This is a genomic window from Methylobacterium sp. NPDC097929, from assembly GCF_049543375.1.
In the GTDB taxonomy this organism is placed as follows: Bacteria; Pseudomonadota; Alphaproteobacteria; order Rhizobiales; family Beijerinckiaceae; genus Methylobacterium.
Genome location: NZ_JBMVEP010000019.1, coordinates 40,782 through 52,617 on the forward strand (window position 1 = coordinate 40,782; position 11,836 = coordinate 52,617).

9 protein-coding genes are annotated in these 11,836 nt (G+C 71.8%); 6 read left to right on the top strand and 3 right to left on the bottom strand.

What is annotated here, in order from left to right; all coding sequences use genetic code 11:
• The first annotated feature begins 295 nt into the window (after positions 1-295).
• The 4 genes from mnmA (at position 296) to ACPCJR_RS24715 (ending at position 4,797) form a co-directional block, all read left to right on the top strand.
• Complete coding sequence (gene mnmA, locus ACPCJR_RS24700; protein ID WP_391515928.1) at positions 296-1,453, top strand: tRNA 2-thiouridine(34) synthase MnmA; 1,158 nt, start codon at positions 296-298, stop codon at positions 1,451-1,453.
• 132 nt (positions 1,454-1,585) lie between these two features.
• Positions 1,586-2,242, top strand: a complete 657-nt coding sequence (locus ACPCJR_RS24705) for a class I SAM-dependent methyltransferase (protein WP_391515926.1) — start codon at positions 1,586-1,588, stop codon at positions 2,240-2,242.
• Positions 2,243-2,295: 53 nt separating this feature from the next.
• The gene (locus tag ACPCJR_RS24710; RefSeq protein ID WP_391515924.1) at positions 2,296-3,129 is read left to right on the top strand and encodes a TVP38/TMEM64 family protein; all 834 of its coding nucleotides are present in this window, start codon (positions 2,296-2,298) and stop codon (positions 3,127-3,129) included.
• Between the two features lie 123 nt (positions 3,130-3,252).
• Positions 3,253-4,797 (top strand): ATP-binding protein, encoded by a 1,545-nt coding sequence (locus ACPCJR_RS24715; RefSeq protein ID WP_391515922.1) that lies wholly within the window; start codon positions 3,253-3,255, stop codon positions 4,795-4,797.
• Between the two features lie 36 nt (positions 4,798-4,833).
• On the opposite strand, the gene ACPCJR_RS24720 is transcribed toward ACPCJR_RS24715, so the two are convergent.
• Both ACPCJR_RS24720 and ACPCJR_RS24725 read right to left on the bottom strand, forming a co-directional pair.
• Complete coding sequence (locus ACPCJR_RS24720; protein ID WP_391515920.1) at positions 4,834-6,411, bottom strand: DHA2 family efflux MFS transporter permease subunit; 1,578 nt, start codon at positions 6,409-6,411, stop codon at positions 4,834-4,836.
• A 211-nt stretch (positions 6,412-6,622) separates the two neighbouring features.
• Positions 6,623-7,831, bottom strand: a complete 1,209-nt coding sequence (locus ACPCJR_RS24725) for an HlyD family secretion protein (RefSeq protein ID WP_391515919.1) — start codon at positions 7,829-7,831, stop codon at positions 6,623-6,625.
• 134 nt (positions 7,832-7,965) lie between these two features.
• Between ACPCJR_RS24725 and ACPCJR_RS24730 the strand changes: the two genes are divergently transcribed.
• Positions 7,966-8,628, top strand: coding sequence for a TetR/AcrR family transcriptional regulator (locus ACPCJR_RS24730; RefSeq protein WP_391515996.1), 663 nt, complete (start codon positions 7,966-7,968; stop codon positions 8,626-8,628).
• A 4-nt stretch (positions 8,629-8,632) separates the two neighbouring features.
• Here ACPCJR_RS24730 and ACPCJR_RS24735 read toward each other — a convergent pair whose 3' ends face one another.
• Entirely contained in the window at positions 8,633-10,396 is a 1,764-nt protein-coding gene (locus tag ACPCJR_RS24735) for an acyl-CoA dehydrogenase (RefSeq protein WP_391515918.1), read from the bottom strand.
• A 107-nt stretch (positions 10,397-10,503) separates the two neighbouring features.
• Here ACPCJR_RS24735 and ACPCJR_RS24740 point away from each other — a divergent pair, with 107 nt between their 5' ends.
• Positions 10,504-11,493, top strand: coding sequence for an L-threonylcarbamoyladenylate synthase (locus ACPCJR_RS24740; RefSeq protein WP_391515994.1), 990 nt, complete (start codon positions 10,504-10,506; stop codon positions 11,491-11,493).
• The last annotated feature ends 343 nt before the right edge of the window (positions 11,494-11,836 follow it).

Below are 11,836 nucleotides of genomic sequence, written 5' to 3' on the forward strand. Positions count from 1 at the left end.
CCGCGCACCAGACGGCACGCACCGCCAAGCCTCTGAAAAAGCAGTGGAAAGGTGAACCGCCCGCGATCCGTCCCCGCGCGGCGGCGGCCGGATCTGCCGGCCACCCGGCAGGATCTGCCGAGCCCGGGCGCGGCCCGATCCGCCCTTCGCCACCGGAAATCGGCTCATCGCGCGCCCATGCCTGGAAAGTCGGGGCCGGGATCGCTATAGACGCGGGGTGCGCCCGCGCTCCGCCGAGCCCGGCGTGCGCCCGAAGGCTCCGCCACCGGCCGGCAGACGGCCCCAATCACCGGCCATGAACTCGCTGGATCTTCCGAAGCCCCCGCACGAGACGCGCGTCGTCGTCGCCATGTCGGGCGGCGTCGATTCCTCTGTGGTGGCCGGGCTGTTGAAGCGCGAGGGCTACGACGTCGTCGGCGTCACGCTCCAGCTCTACGACCACGGCGCGGCGACCCACCGCAAGGGCGCCTGCTGCGCCGGCCGCGACATCCACGACGCGCGCAACGTGGCCGAGACGCTGGGCATCCCCCATTACGTCCTCGACTACGAGGATCGCTTCCGCGAATCGGTCATCGACCGCTTCGCCGAGAGCTACCTCTCGGGCGAGACGCCGATTCCGTGCGTCGAGTGCAACCGCTCGGTCAAGTTCCGCGACCTGCTCGGGCTCGCCCGCGATCTCGGCGCCGAGGCGCTGGCGACCGGCCACTACGTGGCGAGCCGGCCGCTCGCGAACGGAGGGCGCGCCCTCTACCGCGCCCTCGATCCGGCCCGGGACCAGAGCTACTTCCTCTACGCCACCACGCCCGAGCAGCTCGCCTACCTGCGCTTTCCTCTCGGCGAGCGGCCCAAGGACGAGACCCGCGCGCTCGCCCGCGACCTGGGGCTGGCGGTGGCCGACAAGGCCGACAGCCAGGACATCTGCTTCGTGCCCCAGGGCGGCTACGCCGACGTGATCGCCAAGCTCCGGCCCGAGGCGACCCGGCCCGGTGAGATCGTCGATCTCGACGGCCGCCGGCTCGGCCAGCACGAGGGCATCATCCACTACACGGTGGGCCAGCGCCGCGGCCTCAAGCTCTCCGTCGGCGAGCCGCTCTACGTGGTGCGGCTCGAGCCCGAGACCGCCCGCGTCGTCGTCGGCCCCCGCGCGGCGCTCGCCACCCGCCGCATCCGCCTGACCGATCTCAACTGGCTCGGGGAGGGCGCGCCGGAAGCGATCGGGGATCGGCCCGTGGCCGTGCGGGTGCGTTCGACCCGCGAGCCGCGGCCCGCGCGCCTGTCCTGGAACGCGGCCGAGGCCTGCGCCGAGATCGAACTGGTCGCGCCCGAGGACGGCGTCTCGCCGGGTCAGGCCTGCGTGATCTACGCCGACGACGGCCCCCGGGCGCAGGTGCTCGGCGGCGGCACCATCCGGCGCATCGGCGCGTTGCAGGCAGGCGCCGCCGAGGCCGCCTGATGGGGTCGCTTCACGCCGTGCGGATTCAGGTTTTTCCAAGTTTCACTGACGTTCACGCGCTCCGGGCCGCGTACGGGCCCGTGCCCGAGCCGGCAAGCGTCGTGAGCCGCGATCGGAGAGGGTGACGGTTATATGCTGAGCGAGCGGGCGCCCGAGGCCGGGCCGACCACCGAGCTGATGCGCAAGGCCTATGCCCGCTGGGCGCCGGTCTACGACGTCGTCTACGACAAGCTGACCGAGCCCGCCGCCCGCGCCGCCGTCGAGGCGGCCGTCGCCCACGGGCCGCGGGTGCTGGAGGCCGGCGTCGGCACCGGCCTGTCGCTCGGCTACTACCCCCGCGACAGCTTCGTCTGCGGCGTCGATCTCTCCGAGGACATGCTCAAACGCGCTCGGGGCAAGGTCCGCCGCAAGGGCCTGAGCCACGTGAAGGGCCTCCAGGTCATGGATGTCTGCCGCCTCGGCTACGCCGATGCGAGCTTCGACGCGGTGGTGGCGCAGTTCCTGATCACCCTGGTACCGAACCCGGAAGCCGCCCTGTCGGAGTTCCTGCGGGTGGTGCGGCCGGGCGGCGGCATCGTCCTCGCCAACCATTTTGGCCAGTCCGCCGGACCGGTCGCCCGGGTCGAGGAGATCGTCGCGCCGCTCTGCACCAAGATCGGCTGGTCCTCGGACTTCAAGTCCACCCGCATCGAGGCCTGGGCCGAGCGCAACGGCGTCGAGGTCGTCGGCCTCAAGCCGACCTTCCCCGGAGGCTTCTTCAAGATCCTGCGGATGCGCAAGAAGACGTGAGGAAGACCTGAGGCGAGAGCGCCCGGGATGGGCCGGCGGCGGGGGAAGGCCGGATGACGACAGGGAGCCCGCCGCGCGACGGGACAGGGGACAGGAACGGCCCGGAGGGCGTGCCCGAACCCTCGGGCCCGCGCCGCCCCTGGCTGCGCTGGCTGCCTCTGGCGGCGCTCGCGGCGCTCTCGGTGGGCATCCTCGCCTCCGGCGGCACGCACTTTCTCGACCTCGACCGCCTCTCCGAGGCGCGGGTCGGGCTCCAGGCGCTGATCGCCGAGGACCGGATACGGGCGATCGCGCTCGCCTGCCTCACCTATATCGGCTCGGTGGTGGTTTCGCTGCCCGCGACCCTCGTGCTGACCGTGCTGGCGGGCCTGCTGTTCGGCCCGATCACGGGCGCGCTCATCGCCATCGGCTCCTCGACGACGGGCGCGGCGATCGTCTTCTCGGTCGGACGCTTCGCCGCGGGCGACCTGATCCGGCGCAAGGCCGGCCCGCGGATCTGGCGCTTCGCGGAAGGGTTCCGCCGCGACGGGTTCGGCTACATCCTGATCCTGCGGCTGCTGCCGATCTTCCCCTACTGGATCACCAACCTCGCCCCGGCCGCCTTCGGCGTCCGGCTTCGCACCTTCGCGCTCGCCACCCTGCTCGGCCTGACGCCGGGGGCGTTCATATATGCCGGCCTCGGGGCCGGCCTCGAAGACCTCCTCTCCGCCCGGGACGCGGCCAAGGCGACCTGCCTCGCCGCCGGGGGAACCGACTGCGCCGAGAGCATCGACCTGCGCGCACTCGTCACACCTGGCATGGTGGCCGCTCTGGGAGCGCTGGCGGGATTCGCGCTCCTGTCGGTTTATCTGCGCCGACGGCTTGAGCGGCGGACGCTCCGCGCATAAGACTTGCGCACAAGCGAATGGTGCGTGACACCGGCTGCCCGCGCAACCTGTGCGATCGATGGCGGTGCCGGGAGCCGAGCGTACCCTTCGACCGCGATGGAACGACACAACGACGGGTGACGCGTGAGACGGCCCCGCCTACCGACTTCCGGCCGGCCGACCGAACCGGGAGAAGCGGCGCAGAACAGACCGGCGGCTCTCGCTGCCCTACCCTGGCATATCGAGGCATCGGCCGGGTCCGCGCAGACGCTGCGTCCGCGCCTGCGGCTCGGCCTGTCGGGCCGGCTGTTCCTGCTCACGGTCGCCTTCGTCGTGCTGGCGGAGATCCTGATCTACCTGCCGGTCGTGGCCAGCTACCGGCTGTCGCGGATCTCGGACCGGGTCGCGGCCGCGCGCGTCGCCGCCCTGGTCCTGCATGCGGCCCCCGAGGGGAACGTCTCGGAGGACACCACCCGGCGCCTGCTCACGGACATCCGCGCCCGCGCCATCATCGTGCGCGAGGGCGCGAGCGCGCGCGTCCTCTCGCTCGGGCCGATGCCGGAGGCGGTCGCCGAGACGGTGGACCTGCGCGACCGGAACTGGGCCGCCGCGATCGGCGGCGCCTTCCGAACCCTGTTCCACCCGGCCGAGGCGCCGCTCCGCGCCGTCGGCGCGGGGCAGGGGAACTTCGACGTGGTCGAGGTGCTGCTCGACGAGGCCCCCCTGCGCGCGGCCCTCACGGAATTCTCGCTGCGGCTGCTGCTGATCTGCCTCGTCATCGCCGTGCTCGCGGCGGGGCTCGTGTTCTTCGTGCTCCAGCGGGCGATCGTGCGGCCCGTGGTCCGGCTCGCCCGCGACATCGCCGCCTTCGCCGACGACCCGGAATGCACCGATCGGGTGGCGCGGCTCTCGGCGCGCACCGACGAGATCGGCCAAGCCGAGACCGCGCTGGCGCGGATGCAGGTCGCACTCGGCGGCGAGTTGCGCCAGCGGCGGCGGCTGGCCGAACTCGGCCTCTCGGTCAGCAAGATCAATCACGAGCTGCGCAACCTGCTCACCACGGCCCAGCTTTTGGGCGACCGGCTGGAGGGCGTCTCCGATCCCCTGGTACAGCGTATCGCGCCGCGCCTCGTGGCGACCCTCGACCGGGCGATCCGCTTCTGCGAGGCGACGCTCGCCTATGGCCGCGCCACCGAGCCGACCCCGCAGCGGCGCAGGGTGGCGCTCGGCCCCCTCCTCGATGAGCTGACCGACCTCGCCGACCTGATGCCCGCCGCCCGCATCCGCGTGGAGGTGCGCGCGCCGCAGGATCTGGAGATCGATGTCGATCCCGAGCAGCTCCTGCGGGCGCTCACCAATCTCGTGCGCAACGCGGTGCAGGCCCATGCCGCCGCCCGGACCGAGGACGGCGCGGTGCTGATCGAAGGCTACCGCAGCGGCCCGGCGGGCGCGGGCAGCGTCACCGTCCTCGTGGTCGACAACGGACCCGGCGTGCCCCAGCGGGCCAGGGCCAACCTGTTCGCCGCCTTCCAGGGCTCCACCCGGGCCGGCGGCAGCGGGCTCGGCCTCGCCATCGCCTCGGAGCTGGTCCGCCTCAACGGCGGCAGCCTCAGCCTCGACGAGACGACGAGTGGGGCAAGCTTCCGCATCGTCATCCCGGATCGGGCCGCGGGCGCCAAGGCGGCGTGAGGAAGAACGACGCGACGACCGGCCGCCTCGCTGGCCTCAATGCCCCGCGCCAGCCGGCGCCGCCCCGCGCGGGCGGCGGATCAGCGGCGTGCCGCAGGCCATGGCGAGAAACAGCACGGTGAGGACGAGAAACACGTCCTCGAAGCCCATCACCAAGCCTTGGATCCGCACGGTGTTGTTCAGTGCCTTCAGCGCCATGCCGTTGGCGTCACCCCCGAACACCTCGAACTGGCGCCGCATCGCGTCGAGGCGCTCCAGCGCAGCGCTGTTGGCCCAGGTGAAGCGCTCGTGCAGGCGCGCGAGGTGGAGGTCCCAGCGGGCGTTCAGGATCGTGTTGATCAGGGCGAGGCCGACCGCGCCGCCGAGGTTGCGCGTGAGGTTGAACAGGCCGGACGCGTTCTTCATCCGCTCCGGGGGCAGGGTGCCGAGCGCGATGTTGTTGATCGGGATCATGCACAGCATCAGGGAGCAGCCGCGCAGCACCTGGGGCCAGAGCAGCTCGTAGAAGTCCCAGTCCTTGGTCAGCCCGGTGACGATCCAGGTGCCGACGGCAAAGCCCGAGAATCCCATCGCCATCATGATCCGCGGGTCGAGCTTGGCCGAGAGCTTGCCGGCGATCGGCGCGGTGGCGAACATGCAAAGCCCTGAGACGAACATCGTCTCGCCGATCTGCAGGGCCGAGTAGCCGCGCACCCGGGCGAGGTAGACCGGGTAGAGGTAGGTCAGGCCGTAGAGGCCGATGCCCATCACGAAGCTGAAGACGCAGCCGGCGGCGAAGTTGCGGTCCGAGAAGGCGCGCAGGTCGACGATCGGCTGGCGCGCGGTGAACACGCGGGCGAAGAACAGGACCGCCGACACCGCGCAGACGAGGGCGCAGACGAACACCGCCTCGTCCTGCAGCCAGTCGTGGTTCGGGCCCTCCTCCAGCACGTATTCGAGGCAGCCGAGGAAGCCCGCCATGAAGGCGAGTCCGGCCCAGTCGAAAGATTTCAGCAGGTCGAGGTTCGGCCGGTCGAAATCGATCAGGAGGAAGGTCGAGACCGTGACGAAGATGCCCGGCACGATGTTGATGAGGAACAGCCAGTGCCAGGAGAACAGGTCGGTCAGGTAGCCGCCGATCGTCGGCCCGATGGTCGGCGCCAGCGTCGCCACGAGGCCGATCATCGGCGAGACGATCGAGCGCTTGGAGGGCGGAAAGATCGTGAAGGCCGCAGCGAACACGGTCGGGATCATGCCGCCGCCGATGAAGCCTTGAGCGGCGCGCCAGACGATCATCTCGCCGATCGACGAGGCCGTAGCGCACATCAGGCTCATCAGCGTGAAGCCGGCGGCCGAGATCGAGAACATCCAGCGCGTCGAGAGCACCCGCGACAGGGTGCCCGAGAGCGGGATCGAGATCACCTCGGCGATGAGGTAGCTCGTCTGCACCCAGGGAATCTCGTCGCCCGAGGCCGAGAGACCGGCCTGGATCTCGTTGAGCGAGGCCGAGACGATCTGGATGTCCAGGATCGCCATGAACATCCCGAACACCATGCACAGGAACGCCACCATGCGGCGGCGGTCGATCGGCGGGTCGGCGGCAGGGCTTGCGGCGAGGGTCGCGCTGGCGGCCATGGGGCGCCTCGGTGACGGTTCGGGGATGAGTTCCACCCCGCACCCTCATCCTGAGGTGCCCGCGAAGCGGGCCTCGAAGGATCCTCCAGGGATCGCGCGGGATCTGGATGATCCTTCGAGGCCTTCGCTTTCGCTCCGGCACCTCAGGATGAGGGTGCGAACGGGATGAGCGGCTGGGTCGGCCCGGTCCTGTGCGGGGCGAAAAAAAATCTCAGCGTTGGGCGGCGAGCCGCTGGACCGGGGCGTCGGCCCCGTCGCGGGTATCGACCCGCACCACCACCGAGAGGCCGGGACGCAGCAGACCCTCGCGGGCGACGTCCTCCGGCACGTGGACGCGCACGGGCAGGCGCTGCACGATCTTGGTGAAGTTGCCGGTGGCGTTGTCGGGCGGCAGCAGGCTGAAGACCGAGCCGGAGGCCGGCGAGAGCGATTCCACCGTGCCGACGATGTCGCGGTCCGGGTAGGCGTCCACGTGGATATGGACCTCCTGACCCGGCCGGACGCGGCCGAGCTGGGTCTCCTTGAAATTCGCGTCGATCCGCACGCTCTTCAGCGGCACCAGGGCGGCGACCCGCGAGCCGGGGGAGACGTAGGCGCCGGCCTCGACCGCCTTGTTGCCGACGACGCCGTCGAAGGGCGCGCGGATCACCGCGAAGTCGAGGTCGCGCCGCGCCCGGTCGACCGCCGTGCGCAGCTCCGCCGCGAGGCTCTCGGCCTCCCGCTTCTGCGCCTGCAGCACGTCGACATTGGCCCGCGCCGCCGCGAGCGCGGCCTCGGCCGACTTCACTGCGGCCTCGGTGCGGTCGCGGTCGGCCTTGGCCTGATCGAGGCGGGATTTCGCGACGTAATCGGCCTGCATCTGCGTCGCGCGGCCGTAATCCGCGCTGGCCCGCACGGCGTCGGCCCGCGCCGCGTCGATCTGGGCCGCGCTCTGCAGCACCTGAGCCTGCGCCGCCTCGGATTGCCGGCCGATCCGGGCGATGGTGCTCTCCTGCGTGGCGACCTTGTCCTGCGCCGCCTTCAGGGCGAGGCGGTAATCGCCGTCGTCGAGGCGGGCGATCACCGCGCCGCGCCGGACCGCCTGCCCGTTCACCACGGGGACGGCCTCCAGGTAGCCGGAGACCTTGGCGGCGAGCACCGAGATGTCGGCCTGCACGTAGGCGTCGTCTGTGCTCACGAAGAAACGCCCGACCGTCCACCAGTCCCAGCCGGCATAGGCGCCGCCGCCGAGTGCCGCGCAGAGCACGAGGCCCAGCACCGCCCGCCGCAGCGGACGCCGGGGCTTGGCGGCAGCGGTCGGCGGCACCGGCTCGGCGACGGGGGTCGGGCGCAGGGCCGGGGGACGACCGCCCTCGGCCCGCTCCTCCTCGACGCTGTCCAGGGCCGTCTCCGACCGGCCGGAATCCTCACGAAGCGACATGGCTGAAGTCCCAGACATCCATTGACCGAACCGTTCGGTCACTCGGCGGGTCAGGTTGACGCCGTCGGCAATCGAGAGATAATTATCACTGACTGAACGGTTCGGTCAACGCGGTTGAGCGGCGAGTGAGTGCGATGGCGGGCGCGGCGACACAGGAGCGGGGGCAGACGGCCCCGCAAGCAGCCTCATCGGGCGAGAGCGACAAGCGCCGGCAGATCCTGGAGGGCGCGCGCCAGGTCTTCATGGCCTCCGGCTTCGATGGCGCCAGCATGGGCGAGATCGCCAAGACCGCGAACGTCTCGAAAGGCACGCTCTACGTCTACTTCGACAGCAAGGAGGCGCTGTTCGAGGCCCTGACCACCGAGGCGAAGGCGGGGCTGGCCGAGAACCTGTTCCGGCTCGATGCCGACGACCCCGACGTGCGCATGGTGCTGACGCGGCTCGGCACGAGCTATCTCACGATGATGGCGCGGCCGGAGCACGTCTCGATCATCCGCATGGTGATCGGCGCCTGCGAGAAATTCCCCCGGTTCGGGCAGGCCTTCTACGAGGCCGGCCCGGCCTGTGGGGTCGAGCGGCTCAAGGCCTATCTCGATGCCCAGGTCTCGGCCGGGCGCCTGCGCACCGGGGATACGGACCTCGCCGCCAAGCACTTCCTGCAGCTCTGCCAAGCCGGGATGCTGACGCGCCTGCTGTTCAATGCCGGCGCGGCGCCGGACGAGGCCGAGATCCGTCACCGGGTCTCGGAAGCGGTGCGGGTCTTCTGGGCGGGTTACGGACCGTCCGCGGTGGCGTGACCCGTCACCCCGCGAGGGCGAAGGCGGGGTCGTCGGCGAAGTCGCCCCCGGACAGTACCGCCTGTTCCAGACCGCCGGCCGCCGGCAACAGGTTCTCGGCGAAGAAGCGGGCGAGCGCGATGCGCGCGGCATGGGCCGGATCGGTCTCGCCGGCCTTGAGCGCGGCGCTCGCGGCGAGCCCCGCGGTCGCGAGGCAGGCCGCGCCCTGCACCAGCCCGAACAGGCGCAGGTAGGGCGTCGCGCCGGGCAGCGCCGCCTGCGGGCGGTTGGAGGCCGACGCCTTCAGCAGGAAACTTGTCGCCCGGTCGAGGCTGCCGATGCCCTCGCGCAGGCGCGCCGCCGCGTGGCCGAAACCGGGAGCGCCGTCCTTGAGCAGCGCTTCCGCCACCCGCCGCAGCGAGGCGATCTGAGCGCCCACCGTCGCCCCGCCGTTCAGCGGCAGCTTGCGGGTGACGAGATCAATCGCCTGGATGCCGTTGGTGCCCTCGTAGATGCCGAGAATCCGCGCGTCGCGCATGAGTTGGGCCGCGCCCGTCTCCTCCACGAAGCCCATGCCGCCATGCACCTGCACGCCGAGCGAGGTCACCTCGTTGGCGATGTCGGTGGAGAAGGCCTTCGCCACCGGCGTCAGCAGCGAGGCGCGGTCATGCGCCGGCTTGCCCTCGGGGCCGTGCGCCGCGTCGAGTCCCTGGGCGGTGAGGTAGCAGATGCCGCGGGCCGCCGCCGTGTAGGCCTTCATGGTCAGCAGCATGCGCTGCACGTCCGCATGGGCGACGATGGCGCTGACCGGCTCGGTCGCGCCGGGGGCACGGCCCTGGCGGCGCTCGCGGGCATAGTCGAGCGCTTTCTGGAACGCGGCCTCGGCCACGCCGACGCCCTGCAGGCCGACATTGAGCCGGGCCGAGTTCATCATCGTGAACATGCAGGCCAGCCCCCGGTTCTCCTCGCCGATGAGCCAGCCGGTGGCGCCGCCGTTGTCGCCGAAGGCCATGGAGCAGGTCGGCGAGGCGTGGATGCCGAGCTTGTGCTCGATCCCGGAGCAGCGCAGGTCGTTGCGGGTTCCGTCCGGCAGCACCTTCGGCACGAGGAAGAGCGAGATGCCGCGGGTGCCCGCGGGCGCATCCTTGAGCCGGGCCAGCACGAGGTGGCAGATGTTGTCGGCAAGATCGTGCTCGCCGTAGGTGATGTAGATCTTGGCCCCGGTGATCCGGTAGCGGCCGTCGCCCTGGGCTTCCGCGCGCGTGCGCAGGGCGGAGAGGTCCGAGCCCGCCTGCGGCTCGGTCAGGTTCATGGTCGCGGTCCACTCGCCCGAGACGAGCTTTGCGAGGTAGCGCTCCTTCAATGCGTCGGAGCCGTGGGCGGCCAGCGCCTCGATGCCGCCGGCGGTGAGCAGCGGGCAGAGGCCGAAGGCGAGGTTCGCCCCGTTCCACATCTCGGTGCAGGCGGCGGCGATGAGGTGGGGCAGGCCCTGGCCGCCGTAGTCGGGCGCGGCGAGCACGCCGTTCCAGCCACCCTCGACGAAGGCGCGGTAGGCCGACACCCAGCCCGGCGCGGTGGTCACGACGCCGTCGGCGAAGGGGGTGCCGTGGCGGTCGCCCGGGCGGTTCAGGGGCGCGATCACGTCGCCGGCGAGCCGGCCCGCCTCTTCGAGGATGGCGGGCACGTCCTCGGGTGCGAGTTCGGCGCTGCTCCGCGCCAGCACAGCATCGAGCCCCGCCACGTGGCGCAGCGTGAAGGCCATGTCCTCGACCGGCGCGCGATAGCTCATGGTCTCCTCACCGCTCCTCCCACCGCCCGTGAAGGCGGCGATCCCGTTTGACGGCCTGCGGCCCGAGGGTCTACGGCCGGCCCTTCTTCTTCCATCTCCACTCCGACATGGACGCCAGACCGTCAACCGCCACGACGCTGCGCCTGAGCCCCGACGCCGACGGGCTCGCGCGGGCGGCCGACCTGCTTCGGGCGGGGCGCCTCGTCGCACTGCCGACGGAGACCGTCTACGGGCTCGGAGCCGACGCCACGGACCCGGAGGCCGTGGCCGCGATCTATGCCGCCAAGGGCCGCCCGCGCTTCAACCCTCTCATCGCCCACGTCGCGTCGCTCCAGGCCGCCCGGGCCCAGGGCCTGTTCGACGCCGCCGCCCTTCGGCTGGCGGAAGCCTTCTGGCCCGGCCCGCTGACCCTGGTGGTGCCGGCGGCACCCACCGGAACGGTCTGCGACCTCGCCCGGGCCGGGCTCGACAGCGTGGCCCTGCGCGTCCCCGCTCACGCCGTCGCCCGCGACCTCCTGGCCGCCACCGGCCGGCCGGTGGCGGCGCCCTCGGCGAACCGCTCGGGACGGGTGAGCCCCACCTGCGCCTCCCATGTCCTGGCCGATCTCGATCACCGCATCGACGCGGTGCTCGACGGGGGCGAATGCCCGGTCGGCGTGGAATCGAGCGTGGTCGCCTGCCTCGGCGGCCGACCCCGTCTGCTGCGCCCCGGCGGCGTCACGCGGGCGGCCCTCGCGGGGGCGCTCGGCTTCGATCCGGAGGCGGCCGGCGATCCGGGATCGCGCCCGGCGGGACCGGGCCTGCTCGCCTCGCACTACGCCCCCCGGGCGGGGGTGCGGCTCGAGGCGCGAACCGTCGAACCCGGCGAGGCGGTGCTGCTGTTCGGCTCCTTTCGTCCGGCCGGCCTGAAGCGGGCGGCGGCGGTCGAGTCCTTGAGCGCGCGCGGCGATCCGGCAGAGGCCGCCGCCCGCCTGTTCGGAGCCCTGCGCCGCCTCGACGCCTCCGGCGCGCCCGTGATCGCCGTGGTGCCGGTGCCGGAAGACGGGCTCGGCGAGGCGATCAACGACCGGCTGCGCCGGGCGGCCGCGCCGCGCTAGACCAACGTGCCGGATATCGTATCTGGCACGATGTTCCAGCCTCTTGTTTCGCATCGTCTTTTTCCGAAAGCCGGCGGCCACCTTTCGGGACGATGCTCTAGTGCTCTGTCGCGCTTGCGGTGTGGGCTTGTTGGCGCGAGCCTGCTGCCGGTTGATGGCAGGAGGCAGCGATGCACAAGCGCTACCGAGTGACGCTGACGGCTGAGGAGCGGACTGAACTGGATCGCCTGATTTCGCGGGGCAAAGCTGCGGCGCGCACGCTGGGCCATGCGCGCATGCTGCTGCTGACGGATGCGGCAGAGGGCGGACCCGGCTGGACCGACGCGCAGGTGGCCGAGGCCGT